A 17,602-nucleotide genomic window follows, 5' to 3' on the forward strand; every position below is an offset into this window, starting at 1 on the left:
GCATTTTATCGCACTACTGTTTGACGAAATTAATTTTATCTGTTATAATGGAGTTACAGTAAATCATAAACACTTGATTGGAGGTTCTGAATATGGGTAGAAGAAAAGCGCTTCCCCCTGATTTTGATGGCAATTATACCGAAGATATGCTCTCAGAGCGCCAGCGTCATATTTTGAAATTTGTCCGCGACTTTATCAATCGCAAGGGCTATCCTCCCGCAGTACGTGAGATTGGCGCTGCTGTCGGCTTGTCTTCCAGCGCCAGCGTGCATAACCATTTAAAAAGATTGCAGGAGTTTGGCTTTATTCAGCGCGACGCAGCTAAACCGCGCGCTTTGGAATTAATGTCTGAAAGCGACGCTTGGAGAAATAAGCTGTTGGTTCCCGTACCGTTGGTTGGTAAGGTTACGGCAGGCGTTCCGATTTTGGCGGTAGAAAATATCGAAGAAACCTATCCCATTCCCCGCGACCTGATTGGCTGCGACGACGACGTATTTATGCTTTCCGTTTGCGGCGACAGTATGATTAACGCCGGTATTTTAGATCATGACTATATTATCGCCCGCAAGCAAAATTTTGCCAATAACGGCGATATCGTAGTCGCTTTAATCGACGGCGAAGAAACTACTGTTAAGCGTTACTTCCGCGAGCTGCGCAGCGTGCGTCTGCAACCTGAAAACGACAAGTATCAGCCCATCGTAGGCTCCGATAATATTCAGGTACTGGGTAAGGTTATCTCCGTTTTCCGTATGCTGTAATTTTACAGACAATTTGCCGTTGAAATAATGATATAGTGACGCTATAATGACATTATTATTACGTCAAAATTAAAAGGCAGCTCTCAAAGAGCTGCCTTTTTGTATCTGTATATTAAATTTGTCTTCTGAACTAATTCTTATCTTTTCTTATTATTTTTTAATTCTTCAAATAACAACTCGTTAAGCACGCGTATATAAGTACCTTTCATACCTAAAGATTTAGTTTCAATTAAGCCTGCGCTTTCAAATTTACGCAAAGCGTTGACAATAACAGAACGGGTAATGCCTACACGATCAGCAATTTTAGAAGCGACCAGCAAGCCTTCGTTGCCATTCAGCTCGCCTAAAATATTAACGATAGCTTCCAATTCAGAATAAGACAGCGTGGAAAAAGCAATCTGTACCATCGCTCTTTTGCGAATTTCTTCAGCTACCTGCGCTTCGCGGTCATGCAGAATTTCTACTCCTAATACAGTGGCGGCATACTCTGCCAGTAATAAGTCTTCATCGTTAAATTTATCATTATATTTAGCAACAATCAATGTACCAATACGTTCGCCTTTACCGTAAATAGGTACTACAGTCGTCATTTTATCTTTAAAAATACATTTAGTAGCAGAAACAAAGGAGCAATTTTGATCTTGATGCGGAATATTAGCTATAGTTTCCTTTACGCTCATAATAAAATCCAAGTAATCAGCAGGAAAGCGTTTATTATCCAGTACCTGCTCACGCATAATATCGCACTCGAACTCATGAATTAAAGCGTATCCCTTAACCCCACCTTTTCGTCCTACGATATAGGTATTAGCCTGAATAATATCGCACAGCAATTTTGCAATAGCGTTAAACTCTACTTTATCGCCACTTTGTAATAATTTATTGATTTTTCTTGTTTTTTCTAATAACTCCATAATTTACCCCTCCTATTTTCCACTATGCTCTTGGATGATTTTTTTTGTAAACAGCGGCTATTCTCTCCGTTGTTACATGCGTGTAAATTTGCGTAGTAGCTAAATTCGCATGGCCTAAAAGTTCCTGGACAGCGCGCAAATCGGCGCCGTGAGCTAAAAGATGTGTAGCAAATGAATGACGGATAGTATGCGGACTGACATTTTTGCGAATTGCCAGTTGAGAAATATACTTATCCAGAATACGGCGCACGCTGCGGTCTGTCAAAGCGCCTCCCCTGCTATTGACAAATACATAATCATGTTCTGCCGTCCTATATTTTTGCATCAGCATAGCTCGTATTGTATAATAACGGCTTAATGCTTCACAGCAGGTGTGCCCCAACGGCACCACTCTTTCCTTATTGCCCTTGCCTAATAAAATGACGTACCTGTTGCCTAAATCGATACGAGTCAGCGTCAATCCGACAAGCTCAGATACGCGGCAGCCTGTAGCGTATAACAGCTCTAATACCGCCTGATCCCTGCGTCCTAAAGCGTCATTATCCGGCAATTCTAAAAGCTCGCTGATTTCAGCTTCATCTAAAAAGGTCGGCAGTTTTTTATCAAGCTTAGGAGAACGAATCTTGTCCAAAGGACTGGCTTCCAGAATATTCTCCCGCACCAGGTACTTATAAAAAGAGCGTAACGCCGAGATCCTGCGAGCTACAGTACGCCTGGCATACTGCTTATCGTTTAAATACGCCAGATAAGCGCGAATATCCAACGCTCCTACCCGCTCCCACCGTAAAGTACTCTTCTGCTTTTGCTGCCAAAAATCGACAAAAGCTTTTAAATCCTTGCCATAATTGGCTACTGTCAGCGGCGAGCAATTTTTTTCAACTGTCAGATATGTTAAAAATCTTTCAGGATACTGGGCTGCGGTAGCAGGCATATACTCACATCTCCTTGTTAAATATCCTATCACAAACTTCAGTTAAGAGCAAGATAATTTTTCTATTCTTCTCAATTTTCAAATAGATTTATAAATTACAAAAAAACAGTGCTCATCATAATGCGGCACTGTTTCTTCATTGAATCAGCAGTAAGAATTTTTACAAAATATATAATAGCGTAAATTTTCTGCTTTGTCAAGCATTTTGCCTGAACGGCAAAAGCAAATATTTTATTTTTTTAGAAGCGTTTGAAAAGTCTCCAATGCCTCTAAGGCTCTGGCAGCAATTTGCGCGTTCTTCTCTTTCTTCTTACGGATACGCACTGTCAGCGGCGGAATCAAGCCGAAATTTATATTCATGGGCTGGAAGTTTTCTATCGCAGGATTGCTGATGTAATTAGCCAAAGCGCCGTGAGCCGTTTCCGCAGGGAACTCTGCTTCCGGAAGCTCCAAAGCCGCCCGCGCTGCGGCAATGCCTGCCATCAGCCCCGACGCCGCCGACTCCACATAGCCCTCTACGCCTGTCATCTGCCCGGCAAAATAAAAGCGCTTATCGCTGCGCAGGCAGAAATGCTTATCCAAAAGCTGCGGCGAGTTAAGATAGGTGTTTTTATGCATTACGCCGTAACGCACAAATTCGGCTTTTTCCAAGCCGGGAATCATGCCGAATACGCGGCGCTGCTCCGGCCATTTCAAATGCGTCTGAAAGCCTACGATATTATACAGCGAAGCGGCGGCATTGTCCTGACGCAGCTGTACTACCGCATAGGCTTCCTTACCGGTACGTGGATCAATCAAGCCCACTGGCTTCAGCGGGCCAAAGCGCATGGTGTCCTCGCCACGGGCAGCCATTTCCTCAATAGGCATGCAGGCCTCAAAGACATCGTGCTCAAAATCCTTAACCGGCGCGCTTTCGGCAGCGCATAAAGCCTGCCAAAAAGCCACATACTCCTCTTTGGTATAAAAGGGACAGTTAAGATAATCCGCCCCACCTTTATCGTAGCGAGAAGCGCGGTACACTTTATCATAATCCAGCGAATCGGCAGTTACTATAGGAGCCGCCGCATCAAAGAAGTGAAAATATTCCTCGCGCAGCATCTCCTTAATATTAGCAGAAAGAGCGTCGGAGGTCAGCGGCCCGCTGGCCACAATGACGATACCCTCCAGACTCTGTAAGTCGGTTACCTCCTCATGCACAACGGTAATCAAAGGATTATTGCGCACGGCCTCTGTTACGCCTGCGGCAAAGCCGTCGCGGTCGACGGCCAGGGCTCCGCCCGCCGGCACCTGATGCTTGTCTGCCTGCTCCATAATCAGCGAGCCTAATCGGCGCATTTCCTCTTTTAGCAAGCCTACGGCATTTTCAATATTTCCAGCGCGCAGACTGTTACTGCATACCAGCTCGGCAAAATAAGCCGTTTTATGTGCGGCGTCGCTTTTGAGCGGACGCATTTCGTGCAGAATAACGGGAATACCTCTTTTAGTAAGCTGATTGGCGGCCTCGCAGCCTGCCAGGCCAGCGCCTATTACATGAACCGGTTTCATTTAGCAGCCTTCTTTCTGCCGCCGCGGGCGATTTTCTTAGGCGGTTCCTGCTCCTTAACGGCAGCAGGCCGTACAGGGCGCGCGTCAACGCATTCAGGATTGCTGCAATATTTACGCTTGCGCCCGCTGCGTTCCGTGTGCTCTACCAGCATATGGCCGCATTTGGCGCATTTTTCCTGCAAGGGCAAATCCCAGGTAGTATATTCGCATTCAGGATACTTTTCGCAGCCGTAAAAGGTTTTGCCTGTCTTTGTTTTGCGTTCGATAAGCTCGCCGCCGCATACGGGACAGGCTACGCCTATCTTTTTCAAAATCGGCTTGGCGTTGCGGCAGTCGGGGAAGCCCGGGCAAGCCAAAAACTTGCCGAAACGTCCTTCCTTGATTACCATCATGCGGCCGCATTTTTCGCAAGGAATGTCTGTTACCTCCACCGGCAGGTCAACTACGGGTATTTCCTCGTTAGCTCTTGCCAAATCCTTAGAAAAGGGCTCGTAAAAATTATGCAGCACCTGCTCCTTGGAGATTTTATGCTCGGCAATCTCGTCCAGCTGCCCCTCTAATTCTGCGGAAAAAGGAATATTAATCAAATCCTTGAAGTATTCCGTCAGCATATCGATGGTCAGCAGGCCCAGCTCCGTTACCAGCAGCTTTTTACCTTCCTTCACCACATAGCCGCGGCTGATAATAGTGACGATAGTAGGAGCATAGGTGGAAGGGCGGCCAATGCCCTTTTCCTCCAGTTCCTTAATCAGCGTCGCTTCGGTAAAATGAGCAGGCGGCTCGGTAAAGTGCTGCTCGGCCGGCAGCAGCTTATGCAGCATCAGCTTGCTGCCCGGCTCGATATACGGTACGGTCTTATCCTTTTCCTCGTCGGCGCTCCTGCCGCCGTTCAGCTCTAAAAAGCCGGCAAAGCGCAGAATGGAGCCGCTGGCGCGCAGCTGATAATCGCCGGCGTCGATAAGCAGCGTAGTCACGTCATAAACGGCGTCGCTCATCTGACTGGCAACGGCGCGTTTCCAAATCAGCGTGTACAGCTTCAGCTGGTCGCCTGTTAAATGGCTGGCGACCTCGCTGGGGGTTCGCAGTACGCTGGTAGGACGAATAGCCTCGTGAGCGTCCTGCGCGTTCTTTTTGGCGCTGTAATGATTAGGCTTAGGCGAGCAAAACTCCTGCCCCAGGCTATCCTTGATATAATTGCGAATTTCGTCGACGGCTACGTCGGCCAGACGCACAGAATCCGTTCTCATGTAAGTTATCAAACCAACGGACGCCTTGCCCAAAGAAACGCCTTCATAAAGCTGCTGGGCTACCATCATAGTTTTCTTAGCGGAAAAATTCAGCTTCTTGTTGGCTTCCTGCTGCAAATTAGACGTGGTAAAGGGCGGCAGCGGATGACGCTTGCGCTCCTTGCGTTCCGCCTTGCTGACGATATAAGAAGCGTCGGCTAAGGCGGCTTCAGCGGCGTGAGCCTGCTCCGCCGAGGTCAGCTCCAGCTTTTTACCCTTGTATTTTACCGTTTCCGCTTCAAAAATCGGCGCTTTGGCATGCTCCCGCAGCTTAGCGTTCAGCGTCCAGTACTCCTGGGGCACGAAGGCTTCGATTTCCTTATCGCGGTCGGCTACAAGCTTTACGGCTACGGATTGCACACGGCCCGCGCTCAAGCCCTTGCGTATTTTGCGCCATAGCAGCGGGCTCAGCTGATAACCGACGATGCGGTCTAAAATACGCCGCGCCTGCTGCGCATCAACCATATCCATATCGATGGCCCGCGGATGCTTAATCGCATCCTTTACCGCGCTGCTGGTAATTTCGTGAAACTCAATACGGCAGTTCTTATCCTCCTCCAGGCCAAGAATATGTGCCAAATGCCAGCTGATTGCTTCTCCCTCGCGGTCAGGGTCAGTCGCCAGATAAACCTTATCCGCTTTTTTGGCCATAGTTTTGAGCTCTTTAATCAGCTCGCCCCTGCCGCGTATATTGATATACTTAGGCTCAAAGTCCTTCTCCACATCTACGCCGAAGGTGCTTTTCGGCAAATCGCGCAAATGCCCCATAGACGCTTTGACCTTATAATTTCTTCCTAAAAATTTTTCAATAGTCTTGGATTTCGTGGGAGATTCCACGATAACCAAATTCATAGCCATTCCTTTTCCTCCTACCTGCGGTAGTATCGCTGAGCCTGATCGACGTCTGCCAAACCGGCCGCTTGCAGCTCAAGCAGCTCCATGCTAACGGCGGCAAAATCTGCGCCGCTTCGTTCCGTCAGCTCCTCCAGCGTACAGGCCCCTCCCTGCAAAACCTGCAGCAGCCTGCCGCCCAGCTCAGTTACCGGCACCGCAGGCGCGTCCTTTTCAAGCTTTACTGCGTCAAAAATCGTCGGCTGGCTGACGTGCCGCCGCATATGCAGCTCCCAGCCGTCCTTATCCTCTAAAATATCCTGGGGCGTATCCACTAGCTTAGCGCCTGTACGAATCAAATCGTGGCAGCCAACACTGGTATGGTCAAAAATATTACCGGGAACACAATAAACCTCGCGCCCCTCGTCAGCCGCTATATTAGCCGTAATCAGTGCGCCGCTGCGCCTTGCGGCCTCCGCCACCAGCACGCCCTGGGACATACCCACGATAATTCTGTTGCGCGCGGGGAAATTAGCGGGCAGAGGCGCTACGCCCGGCGGATATTCCGTTACCAGCGCTCCCTGCTGCCGCACAATACGGCGAAAAAGCGCGCTGTTTTCCGGCGGATAATCCATATCCAGACCGCAGCCCATAACAGCCACAGTCCGCCCGCCTGCTGCCAGACAGCCCTCATGCGCGGCAGTATCGATGCCGCGGGCGCCGCCGCTGATAATAGGTATACCCTGTCTGGCCAACGCACCTGCAAAATAAGACGCCGCCCGTTCCCCGTAAGCCGTACAATCCCGCGAGCCCACTACGGCCAGGCAGTAATCAGTACGCGGCAGCTCTCCCTTAACATACAGCACCGGCGGAGGATCGGAGGCCTGCCGCAAAGCGCTCGGGTAATCCTCGTCGCTTACGGCGACCAGCCTCACGCCCTCCTGTTGGCAGAAATAAGCTATTTTCTGCGGCCACACCGCGCTGCGGTTGGCAATAAAATTTTCCACGGCCGCCGCCCTTACCAGCCTTGTTGCCCGCAAAGCTTCCGCATCAGCTTCAAATACGGCGCGAGCGCCGCCTAAGCGCTGCGTCAGCTTTACTATCTGTTTGCGGCCCAGGCCGGGCACAACGGCGCATAAAGCGGCTAAATATAGATTGTGCATGAAAGCAGATCCCTCCTGTAAATCATTCTATTATGCAGTCAGGACCAACTTCACGCCACAGCCTTCATAATATGTAATTTTCTCTCATTATAATGAAGAAAGCAACAACGGTCAAGCACTATTTTCTGATAACGCCGCTCTCTCCTTGGTCGTAGCTGCGTATTTTAGCCAAAATATAGCGGCAAATCTGTTGCGCCGCCTGCGGATGCGCGTGCTGCCGCCGCAGCTGCGTCGCTTCGCCGGACCTCCTGCTCCGTACCAGTCGCATCAGCTCCTGTACGTTATCCGCTACTCTGACGTCGCAATACTGCTGCAAAAAGAGCGCGTTGCCCTGCTCCTGTCCCGGCAGTGGCTTATATACCAGAAAGTCCAAATCGGACGCCAGCACCTCCGCCGACGTCAGCCCGCCGGCCTTGGTAATAATCATATCCGCTGCGGCCATCAGCTGCGGAACATCCTCCCGAAAGCCATAAACCTCCATGCTGCTGCCAAAACGGCGGCGCAGCCTGTCCGCCAGTCCGGCGTTGCGTCCGGTCACAGCGATCACCCGCAGCCCGGCAATTTGCTCCCGCTGCAGCGCTTCCATAATTTCTTCCATGGGCAGCAGGCCCTCGCCGCCGCCCATCAGCAGGCACACCCGCTCGTCCGCGCCCCAGCCGAAGCCTTGACGGCACATTTGCTTATCGTGCTGCCAAAACTGCCTGCGCACCGGAATCCCCAAGGGCTGCACATCAGCTGGCAACGTAATTTTACTGCGCAGCAGCTCGTCGGCAATAAAATAAGTATCCACGCCCTCGCACAGCCACCAGCGGTGAATAGTAAAATCCGTTACTACTGCGCCCAGCCATAAATCAGGCCGCCGCTTTTTATAGCAGGCTACGATACCGGCCGGAGTAGCGTGGGTAGCCACCACCGCGTCAGGCTGCACACGGTTTAAATAGCCGCGCCCCAGCCGGGCCAGCGCACTGTTAAGCAAGCTGCGCAGCCACAGCGAACCTCCCTGCCTGTCGCCCCATTTATAGGCCAGCGCATACAGCCAGGGACAGCGCTCTAAAATCCACAAATAGCTGCGCAGAAAAGCGCTCCCCAAACAGCGCGGAAAAAAGTCGAAGATATTGCCGTGGACGACCCGCACTCCAGGCGTGCGCAGAAGCTCCTGCTCCAGGGCTTCTGCCGCCAGCTTGTGTCCCGACCCAATAGGTGCGGACAGCAGCAGTACGGTAATCTTTTTTTCTTCTATCTGCATAAGCATTCACCATTATCAGTCAATCGCAAAAGTCCGTCGTAAAAAACGATTTTTTTGTAAAATCACTTGAATAACAAACGCTATTATTGTATCATATTTTCAATAACATTCAATCACAGAAATGTTTAATTACTGAAAAATTTTTGGGAGGTTCTCAAAGTGACTAAAAGAATACCCGTAGAAAAATTTAACTTTCCTGTAGAAGAAATCAAATCCGGTTATTATACCGACGCTTATTTTCTGCGTTCTGAAGAAATTTTAAACGGCGATAATTATCACCCCCGCGTATTGATGCAGGTATTTGCCCGCGATAACGTAGTAGTCTGCGGTACCGACGAGGTCATTGCCCTGATCAAGACCTGCGCCTTCCATCCTGAAGACATCGTTATCCACTCCCTGCGCGACGGCGAAGAGGTCAGCGAATGGGAAACCGTTATGACTATCGAAGGCGATTATGCCGATTTTGCCCATCTGGAAACTATCTATCTGGGTATTTTGGCGCGCCAGAGTCGCATCGCTACCAATGTTCGCCGCGTGGTTAAGGCAGCCAACGGCAAGCCAGTCCTGTTCTTCCCCGCCCGCTATGATATATACCAAACCCAGGAAACCGACGGCTATGCAGCTATGGTCGGCGGCATCACCGGCTTTTCCACGGACGCTAACGCCCGCGCTTACGGCGGCAAAGGCTTAGGCACTATTCCTCATGCGCTCATCGCTTCTTACAACGGCGATACCGTAGCGGCGACGGAAGCCTTCGACAAATACGTTGATCCTTCCATCGCCCGCATCGCATTGGTCGATTTCGACAACGACTGCGTAAACACCTCTTTGGCCGTAGCCCGCAAGCTGGGCAAAAAGCTGGCAGGCGTGCGCCTTGATACTTCCGGCAGCATGGTGGATAAAAGCCTGTGGACCCAAATCGGCACCTTTAAGCCCACCGGCGTCTGCAAGGAGCTAGTCTGCAACGTGCGCAGGGCCTTGGATGCGGAAGGCTTCAACCACGTTAAAATTATCGTATCCGGCGGTTTTGACGCTGCCCGCGTAGCGGCCTTTGAAGAGCTGGGCGTACCCGTAGACACCTACGCCGTAGGCTCCTCCTTCTTCGACGGCAATATCAATTTTACCGCCGATATCGTAAAGGTCAACGGCAAGGAATGCGCTAAAGCAGGCCGCAAGTATAATCCCAATCCCAAACTGGAATTGGTGGATTAAAACCTGCCGTTGCGCAAGCTTTCGCCTACTTCCGCGTTTATCAGGAATTCAGGAATTTTAAGCACTGGGGCTTGTTCCTCAGTGCTTTTTGTCTATACGGCTCTTTGAAGGAGGTAATCTTATGAGCTTGAATACTACTCCCACTGCGGAACGTACCCATATCGGCATCTTCGGACGGCGCAACGCAGGCAAATCCAGCCTTATAAACGCTCTTACCAGTCAGGATCTGGCCATAGTCAGCGAGCAAAAGGGCACTACCACCGACCCTGTTTATAAAGCTATGGAGCTTTTGCCCTTAGGACCCGTTATGCTAATCGACACTCCGGGTATCGACGACGAAGGCCAGCTGGGCCGCCAGCGCATCGACAAGGCTTATCAGGTGCTTAACAAAACCGATATCGCTCTGTTGGTAGTCGACGCCGCCGCAGGCCTGGCCCGGGAAGATAAGGAGCTGTGGCAGCAAATACAACGCAAGTGCCTGCCTGCAATTTTGGTACTCAATAAAATGGAAGCGCTGGAAGAAATGCAGCAGGCTATCGTCACCGCCAGCGCCCTTACGCTGACCAAAAGCTGCTTTCTGGTCAGCGCCAAAACAGGCCAGAACATCCGCGAGCTGAAAGAAGCCATCGCCGCCCTCAAGCCTAGGGAAACGGAACGCCAGCTGGTAGGCGATTTGCTAAAGCCCCTCGATACAGTAATCCTGGTAACGCCTATCGACAGCGCCGCGCCCAAAGGCCGCCTGATACTGCCACAGCAGCAGGTGCTGCGCAATGTTCTGGACAATAACGGCGTCGCCATGGTCGTACAGGAAACGGAGCTGGCTCAGGCGCTGCTCAAGCTGACAGAGCCGCCGCGCCTGGTAATTACCGACAGTCAGGCCTTTGCCAAGGTCAGCCAGATCGTGCCTCCCAGCGTTCCCCTCACCTCCTTTTCCATACTTATGGCTCGCTATAAGGGCAGCCTGCATAACGCCGTCAAGGCAGTCCGGGCGCTGGACAGTATTGCCGACGGCGACACAATCCTCATCAGCGAAGGCTGTACCCACCACCGCCAGTGCCAGGATATCGGCACCGTGAAAATGCCCAACTGGATACGCGCCTACACCAAGGCAGAGCCTCAATTTGTTTTTACCAGCGGTACAGAATTCCCCAGGGACCTCAGCCCTTACAAGCTGGTAGTTCACTGCGGCGCCTGCATGCTTAACGAAAAGGAGATGCAGTACCGCAATAAAACAGCCTTGGAGCAGAACGTTCCCATGACAAACTACGGCATTGCCATAGCCTATATGCACGGCATCTTAAAGCGCACCGTCGCGCCCCTGCCAGACATTGCAAAGCTGCTGGAATAAAGCATATATGGACGGATTTGCCCGCGGCAAGACGCTTGCCATAAAAAAGCCATCGCCTCTTTACGGAAGCGATGGCTTTTTACTTTACTGTTTATTTAAAATAATTTACGCCGCTCTTGAACAGCTTCTGGTCCTTTTCGCCGCAAATATTGCGGAACAGGCCGGGCGCAAAGCGCTCGCTGTGGCCCATCTTGCCCAGAATGCGTCCGTCGGGGCTGGTGATGCCTTCGATGGCGTACAGGCTGCCGTTAGGATTATACGGCGTGTTCATAGTGGGAACGCCCTGCATATTTACATACTGGGTCGCCACCTGACCGTTGGCAAACAGCTCCTTGATAACGCTTTCCGGCGCATAGAAGCGGCCCTCGCCGTGGGATACGGCAATAGCGTGCTCCTCGCCCGGCTCGCAGCAGCTGAGCCACGGGGATTTATTGGAAACGACTCTGGTCGTCACGATTTGCGAAACATGACGGCCGATATTGTTAAAGGTCAGCGTAGGCGATGCGGCGGACAAATCGCGGACTTCGCCGTAAGGCACCAGACCCAGCTTAATTAACGCCTGGAAGCCGTTGCAGATGCCCAGCATCAGGCCGTCGCGATTTTCCAGCAGGTCGCTAATGGCTTCTTTAATGCGCGGATTGCGGAACATGGTAGCGATAAATTTACCGCTGCCGTCGGGCTCGTCCCCAGCGCTGAAGCCGCCGGGAATCATCACGATTTGCGCGTTCTCGATATATTTAACCATGGCTTCTACGGATTCTTCGATAGCAGCCGCAGTCAGATTGCGTACAATAAAGGTATCGGCCACTGCGCCGGCCGCTTCAAAAGCGCGGGCGCTGTCATATTCGCAGTTGTTGCCGGGGAACACCGGAATAAATACCCGCGGTTTAGCAATATTTACCGGCGCAGTCAACGACAGCTCCGCTTTATACAGAGGCATATCGATATCGGCAGGCTCCTCTGCTTCCGGCAGGCGGTCCGGGAAAATAGTCTGCAACGGCGCGCGGTAAGCGGCCAGAGCCCTATCTGCGGCGATAACCGTATCGTTGATGGCAATACCGGCCCGCTCCGTCGTATGACCTAAGAGCATATAGTCCAGGCCGTCAAACAGCTCCTCAGGCTCCGCGTCGTCGGCCAGCTCCAAAACCATACCGCCGGGCTGCAGCGTAAACAGGCTGTCCGTATCGTGGAAGGGCTTAATAAACTCAAAGCCCAGCTCGTTGCCCATAGCCATGGTCGTTACCAGCGCCGCGATACCGCCCTCTTTTACGGCTGCGGCTGCGGCGATTCTGCCGTTTTCCATAGCCGTATGCACGGCCGCTAAATTTTTGCGCAGAGCGGCAAAATCCAACACCTCCGCATTATCGCGCGGGCAGGACAGGAATACGACCTTATGCCCCGCCGCCTTAAATTCTGCGGACACGGCCTTATTGCCGTCGATTACGCCTACGGCAAAGGATACCAGCGTCGGCGGCACCGTCTTATCCATAAAGGTACCGCTCATGGAATCCTTGCCGCCGATGGCAGGCAGATCCAGGGCGTCCAGCGTAGTGAACGCGCCAAGCAAAGCGCTGAAGGGCTGACCCCAGCTGTTAGCATCGTGCAGCTTCGGGAAATACTCCTGCAAGGTCAGGCGCAGCTTAGCCGGGTCTGCGCCCAAAGCTACGGCACGGACTACGGATTCCGTTACCGCGTACATTGCGCTGTGGAAGGGGCTCCAGCAGGCCACGGCAGGATTATAGCCGCAGGCCATAACCGTAGCGGCGCAAGTATTGCCGTGCAGCACCGGAATGCGTCCTACCATGCCCTCGCTGGGCGTAAGCTGTGTTTTGCCGCCGAAGGGCATCAGTACAGTACCGCGGCCGATAGTGCTGTCAAAGCGCTCGGACAGACCCTTTTGGCTGCACACGTTCAGGCGGCCCAAATTATTGAGCCAGGCAGCTTCCAAATCTTTTGCCTTCTGCGCTTCTTCCGGCACATGCTCAAAGACGTTATCCTGCCGCTCCTCGCTTACGACCACATTGGTATGCTGCGCCACGCCGTTGGTATCTAGGAAAGCGCGGGACAAATCAACGATTTTATCGCCGCGCCAGTACATCACCAGACGCGGGTCGGCAGTAACCTCGGCTACAACGGTAGCCTCAAGGTTTTCCTCATCGGCATATTTTATAAAGGCGTCGCGATTAGCGGCTTCGATAACCACCGCCATGCGCTCCTGAGATTCGGAAATAGCCAGCTCGGTACCGTCCAGACCCTCGTACTTCTTCGGCACCTTATCCAGGTCGATTACCAGGCCGTCGGTCAGCTCGCCGATAGCCACGGATACGCCGCCTGCGCCAAAGTCGTTGCAGCGTTTAATCATAGCCGTAACGGCAGAATTGCGGAACAAGCGCTGAATCTTGCGCTCCGTCGGCGGATTGCCCTTCTGTACCTCTGCGCCGCAGCTCATCAGGGAATCTACGGTATGCTCTTTAGAGGAACCGGTTGCGCCGCCGCAGCCGTCGCGGCCGGTTTTGCCGCCCAACAGCACTACAATATCGCCGGCGGCGGGACGTTCACGGCGCACGGCGCTGCGCGGAGCCGCACCCATAACGCCGCCGATTTCCATACGCTTAGCGACGAATTTTTCGTGGTAATATTCCTGTACGTGGCCGGTAGCCAGGCCAATCTGGTTGCCGTAGGAGCTGTAACCCGCGGCGGCGCCGATAGTAATTTTACGCTGCGGCAGCTTGCCCGGCAAGGTTTCGCTGACGGGAGTACGCGGATCGGAGCAGCCCGTTACGCGCATAGCCTGATAAACGTAGGAACGACCGGACAGCGGATCGCGGATTGCGCCGCCCAAGCAGGTAGCGGCGCCGCCAAAGGGTTCTATTTCCGTAGGATGGTTATGGGTTTCGTTCTTAAACATCACCAGCCAATCCTCCTGCTTACCGTCCACCTCAATGGGAACGACGATGGAGCAGGCGTTAATTTCCTCGGATTGGTCAAGATCGTCCAGCTTGCCCTCTTTACGCAGCTTTTTCATGCCGATAACGGCAATATCCATCAGCGTTACAGGGCGTTCGGTATTTTCGCCGTAAACCTCGTCGCGGGCAGCCATGTATTTATCATAAGCCTCCTGAACCGGCTTGGTATAGGTTCCGGGAATAATTTCCACATCCTCTATTTGGGTCATAAAGGTAGTATGACGGCAGTGGTCGGACCAATAGGTATCCAAAACGCGAATCTCCGTAATGGTAGGCTCGCGGCGTTCTTCATTAAAATATTTCTGACACCACAGCAAATCCTCCAAACTCATAGCCAGGCCCATTTCCTTGCGCAGTCCCTCTGCTTCTTCCCTGGTCATGGTCAAAAAGCCTGCCACGCTCTTTACCCGGGCTGGCTCCTCGCAGGCGCTGATTAAGGTCTCCGGCTTAACCTGCTCAGCTTCGCGTGCTTCGATAGGGTTAATGCAGTAAGCCTTAATTTTAGCCACAGCGTCCGCGTCCAGTTGTCCTTGCAAAATATATACCTTGGCGGCGGCTACCGTCGGGCGTTCCTTTTGGGTAATCAGCTGTATGCACTGCTCGGCAAAATCCTCTCGCTGGTCGTACTGACCGGGCAGCAGCTCCACGGCAAAGGCCTGCTCGCCTTCCGCCAGGGGCAGCTCCTCCTCCATTACCGTATCCACCGGCGGCTCGGACAGCACTAAAGCCTTAGCCATGGCAAATTCCTCGTCGCTCAAGCCCATCACATCGTAGCGATTAACAATGCGGATATTCTGCAGGCCGCTCATTCCCAGATTATTGCGCAGGTCTGCCAGCAAACCATGGGCCTCAACGGCAAAAGCGTCCTTTTTCTCCACAAAAATTCTTCTGATATTACTCATATACACAGCCTCCAATCAAAAATTTCGAGGTTCATACTTATCGTTTCGTATACTATATTGTAGCATATTTCCGCAGCATATCCAATATCATGCCTAAAGAATATTAACCGGGCCTTACGCTAAAAGCAGCAGGAATGCAAAAACCCCTGCCATACTGCAGGGATTTTTGTAAAAATTATACGTTAAATCAATTCACAAGATATAAAGCCTTTAAGCCAGGCAGTCTGGCATAATTTATTTGCGGTACAAATCGCGTATGGCCGCTATTTGACGCACTCTTGCTGTAATATCGTCCGCCGCCAGAATGCCGCTGATAAGCGCCGCTCCGTCGGCTCCCGTCTGCAGCACCTGCTCGTAATTAGCAGCCGTAACGCCGCCAATGCCCACCATAGGTACTTTACTAACCTGACGGATAGCCCGCAGGTTAGCCAGGCCCAGCTCCTGTACGTCCTGCTTGGTGGCGCTGCCAAAAACCGCGCCGCAGCCCAGGTAATCGGCGCCGTCGGCAATGGCCTGCAATGCTTCCTTGGGATTGTGGGCAGAAACGCCGATAACGTAATCATTTCCCATAAGCTTACGGGCGACGGCGCAGGGCAGATCGTCCTGCCCCAAATGCACGCCTGCCGCTCCTATCGCCATGGCCAAATCCACCCGGTCGTTAATAATCAGCGGTACGCCGCAGCTGTCGCACACGGCTTTCAGTTCTATGGCCTCCGCATACATGGGGCCGCCGTCGTTATGCTTGCTGCGGTACTGCACCAGCGTTACGCCGCCCTCTAAAGCCTGCCGCACGCAGTCCGCCAGCGTCCGCCCACGCAGCCAGCTGGCGTCCGTAACAAGATAAACGCTGTAATCTATCTGCGGCTTCATGATACTTTCTCTTCCGGCTTGAGGTTTACTAAATTCCATTTCGTCGTTACGTGGTATACGCAGTCCAGCAGGCGCGCCTTAAACATACCGGGGCCGTCCTTCTTTTCCAAAAAGTTAGCCGCCAGCTCCGCGCTCTGCCCCATGATGACAACGCCCAGAGCCGCCGCCACCAGCATATCCTTCGTTACGGCGGCGCAGCAGGCCACCAGCGTGCTGGTCATGCAGCCGCTGCCGGTGATATCCTGCAACAGCGGGTGGCCGTTATTCAACACCACCGCCTGCTTGCCGTTGCTGATATTGTCGATAGCGCCGGTCACGGCAAACACGCAGTTAAATTTAGCGGCGGCGTCCTTAGCCACCTTTAACGCTTCGCCCTCCTGGGTATTTTCGTCCAGATTATCCACGCCGTGGCCGCCGGTCGTTCCTAAGAGCAGCGCCCGGCATTCGCTGAAATTGCCGCGCACAATGCTGATGCAGCCCTTATGCAGCAGCTTTAAAGCAAAATTCAGCCGCATGGTGGAGGTCATTACGCCTACCGGGTCCAGAATAACCGGAATCCCCAGCTTTTTGGCTATGGCAGCCGAACGCTCCATAGCGATTTGCTTATTAAAGCTGATGGTGCCTAAATTCAGCACCAAAGCGTTAGCTCCGGCGGTAATCTCTTCTACCTCCTCCGGCTCGTCCGCCATTACGGGAGAAGCGCCAGCCGCCAGGGCCACGTCGGCGCAACTTTCCGCCGTCACGTAATTAGTTATTTCATGCACTACCGGTCTTTGCTTACGTAGCTTATCCACCAGCTCGCCAAAGGTATTTTTCAGATCCATTATTCCAATATTCCAGCCTTTCTGTATAAATCCACAAAATGATGCGTAGGCCCGCAGCCGCTGCCCAGGGCGATACCGTGAGCGATGGCTTGCGTAACGTAGTCCTTGGAGGCCTGCACTGCATCTTCCAAGCTCATTCCTTTAGCCAGATTAGCAGCTAAGCTGCTGGACAGAGTACAGCCAGTGCCATGGGTATTTTTTGTAGCGATGCGCAGGCCGGTAAACCAGCGTTCCGTCTGCCCGTCAAACAGCAAATCGTCCGCCGTATCCTGCAAATGCCCGCCCTTCACCAGCACGGCCTTAGCTCCCAAAGCGATAATTTTTTCCGCTACCGGGCGCATCTGCTCCCTGCGCTCCACCTTCATGCCGGTGATGGCCTCCGCCTCCGGCAGATTGGGCGTTACCAGCGTCGCCAGCGGCAGCAGCTCGCTGATCAGCGTAGCGCAGGCCTCCGGCGCCAGTAGCGGATAGCCGCTTTTAGAAATCATCACAGGGTCCACTACTACGATGGGTGGCGCATAACGGTGCAGGCAGTCCGCTATAGTCTTAATAATCTGCGGTCGGGATACCATACCTATCTTTACCGCGTCCACGCGGATATCGTCAAAGACGGCTTCGATTTGAGCCTGCACCACATCGCAGTCGATATCCTGCACCTTGGTCACGCCGCAGGTATTCTGTGCCGTAACCGCCGTAATTACGCTCATGCCGAAGGTACCGTGAGCGGCAAAGGTCTTGAGATCGGCCTGAATGCCCGCGCCGCCGCTGGAATCGCTGCCGGCAATCGTCAATAAATGCTTCAACAT

13 protein-coding genes are annotated in these 17,602 nt (G+C 52.6%); 3 read left to right on the forward strand and 10 right to left on the reverse strand.

Annotation, left to right across the window (positions count from 1 at the left end; genetic code table 11):
• Window positions 1-92: 92 nt before the first annotated feature.
• On the forward strand, window positions 93-758 hold the full coding sequence (gene lexA / locus Q4E64_RS04610) for a transcriptional repressor LexA (RefSeq protein ID WP_303166538.1): 666 nt from the start codon (window positions 93-95) through the stop codon (window positions 756-758).
• A gap of 137 nt (window positions 759-895) precedes the next feature.
• Here lexA and codY read toward each other — a convergent pair whose 3' ends face one another.
• From codY to Q4E64_RS04640, 6 genes are all read right to left on the reverse strand, one after another.
• Window positions 896-1,675, reverse strand: coding sequence for a GTP-sensing pleiotropic transcriptional regulator CodY (codY, locus tag Q4E64_RS04615; protein WP_368501515.1), 780 nt, complete (start codon window positions 1,673-1,675; stop codon window positions 896-898).
• A 19-nt stretch (window positions 1,676-1,694) separates the two neighbouring features.
• On the reverse strand, window positions 1,695-2,603 hold the full coding sequence (gene xerC / locus Q4E64_RS04620) for a tyrosine recombinase XerC (protein WP_303166541.1): 909 nt from the start codon (window positions 2,601-2,603) through the stop codon (window positions 1,695-1,697).
• A gap of 231 nt (window positions 2,604-2,834) precedes the next feature.
• Window positions 2,835-4,148 (reverse strand): methylenetetrahydrofolate--tRNA-(uracil(54)-C(5))-methyltransferase (FADH(2)-oxidizing) TrmFO, encoded by a 1,314-nt coding sequence (gene trmFO / locus Q4E64_RS04625; protein WP_303166542.1) that lies wholly within the window; start codon window positions 4,146-4,148, stop codon window positions 2,835-2,837.
• A complete protein-coding gene (gene topA, locus Q4E64_RS04630; protein WP_303166544.1) occupies window positions 4,145-6,292 on the reverse strand; it encodes a type I DNA topoisomerase in 2,148 nt (715 codons plus the stop codon). The genes trmFO and topA overlap by 4 nt, the downstream gene beginning before the upstream one ends.
• 11 nt (window positions 6,293-6,303) lie before the next feature.
• Window positions 6,304-7,428, reverse strand: a complete 1,125-nt coding sequence (gene dprA, locus Q4E64_RS04635) for a DNA-processing protein DprA (protein ID WP_303166545.1) — start codon at window positions 7,426-7,428, stop codon at window positions 6,304-6,306.
• A gap of 118 nt (window positions 7,429-7,546) precedes the next feature.
• Window positions 7,547-8,674, reverse strand: a complete 1,128-nt coding sequence (locus tag Q4E64_RS04640; RefSeq protein ID WP_303166546.1) for a glycosyltransferase — start codon at window positions 8,672-8,674, stop codon at window positions 7,547-7,549.
• A gap of 159 nt (window positions 8,675-8,833) precedes the next feature.
• Here Q4E64_RS04640 and Q4E64_RS04645 point away from each other — a divergent pair, with 159 nt between their 5' ends.
• Window positions 8,834-9,886: a nicotinate phosphoribosyltransferase gene (locus Q4E64_RS04645; RefSeq protein ID WP_303166547.1), complete on the forward strand. Its 1,053-nt coding sequence runs from the start codon at window positions 8,834-8,836 to the stop codon at window positions 9,884-9,886.
• A gap of 121 nt (window positions 9,887-10,007) precedes the next feature.
• Window positions 10,008-11,234 carry a [FeFe] hydrogenase H-cluster maturation GTPase HydF gene (hydF, locus tag Q4E64_RS04650; RefSeq protein ID WP_303166548.1) on the forward strand — a complete coding sequence of 409 codons (1,227 nt, stop codon included), beginning with the start codon at window positions 10,008-10,010 and terminating at the stop codon, window positions 11,232-11,234.
• 91 nt (window positions 11,235-11,325) lie between these two features.
• On the opposite strand, the gene Q4E64_RS04655 is transcribed toward hydF, so the two are convergent.
• From Q4E64_RS04655 to thiD, 4 genes are all read right to left on the reverse strand, one after another.
• Window positions 11,326-15,102, reverse strand: coding sequence for a phosphoribosylformylglycinamidine synthase (locus Q4E64_RS04655; protein ID WP_303166549.1), 3,777 nt, complete (start codon window positions 15,100-15,102; stop codon window positions 11,326-11,328).
• Window positions 15,103-15,336: 234 nt separating this feature from the next.
• Entirely contained in the window at window positions 15,337-15,972 is a 636-nt protein-coding gene (gene thiE / locus Q4E64_RS04660) for a thiamine phosphate synthase (RefSeq protein WP_303166550.1), read from the reverse strand.
• On the reverse strand, window positions 15,969-16,796 hold the full coding sequence (gene thiM, locus Q4E64_RS04665; RefSeq protein WP_303166552.1) for a hydroxyethylthiazole kinase: 828 nt from the start codon (window positions 16,794-16,796) through the stop codon (window positions 15,969-15,971). Before thiM ends, thiE begins: the two co-directional genes overlap by 4 nt.
• On the reverse strand, window positions 16,796-17,599 hold the full coding sequence (thiD, locus tag Q4E64_RS04670; RefSeq protein ID WP_303166695.1) for a bifunctional hydroxymethylpyrimidine kinase/phosphomethylpyrimidine kinase: 804 nt from the start codon (window positions 17,597-17,599) through the stop codon (window positions 16,796-16,798). Before thiD ends, thiM begins: the two co-directional genes overlap by 1 nt.
• Between the last annotated feature and the right edge of the window lie 3 nt (window positions 17,600-17,602).

The organism is Phascolarctobacterium sp. (assembly GCF_030531065.1).
Taxonomy (GTDB): domain Bacteria; phylum Bacillota; class Negativicutes; order Acidaminococcales; family Acidaminococcaceae; genus Phascolarctobacterium_A.

Coding starts and splice junctions, on each gene's coding strand:
- lexA (WP_303166538.1), top strand. CDS start 93: ATGGGTAGAAGAAAAGCGCTTCCCCCTGATTTTGATGGCAATTATACC.
- xerC (WP_303166541.1), bottom strand. CDS start 2,603: ATGCCTGCTACCGCAGCCCAGTATCCTGAAAGATTTTTAACATATCTG.
- trmFO (WP_303166542.1), bottom strand. CDS start 4,148: ATGAAACCGGTTCATGTAATAGGCGCTGGCCTGGCAGGCTGCGAGGCC.
- topA (WP_303166544.1), bottom strand. CDS start 6,292: ATGGCTATGAATTTGGTTATCGTGGAATCTCCCACGAAATCCAAGACT.
- dprA (WP_303166545.1), bottom strand. CDS start 7,428: ATGCACAATCTATATTTAGCCGCTTTATGCGCCGTTGTGCCCGGCCTG.
- Q4E64_RS04640 (WP_303166546.1), bottom strand. CDS start 8,674: ATGCAGATAGAAGAAAAAAAGATTACCGTACTGCTGCTGTCCGCACCT.
- hydF (WP_303166548.1), top strand. CDS start 10,008: ATGAGCTTGAATACTACTCCCACTGCGGAACGTACCCATATCGGCATC.
- Q4E64_RS04655 (WP_303166549.1), bottom strand. CDS start 15,102: ATGAGTAATATCAGAAGAATTTTTGTGGAGAAAAAGGACGCTTTTGCC.
- thiE (WP_303166550.1), bottom strand. CDS start 15,972: ATGAAGCCGCAGATAGATTACAGCGTTTATCTTGTTACGGACGCCAGC.
- thiM (WP_303166552.1), bottom strand. CDS start 16,796: ATGGATCTGAAAAATACCTTTGGCGAGCTGGTGGATAAGCTACGTAAG.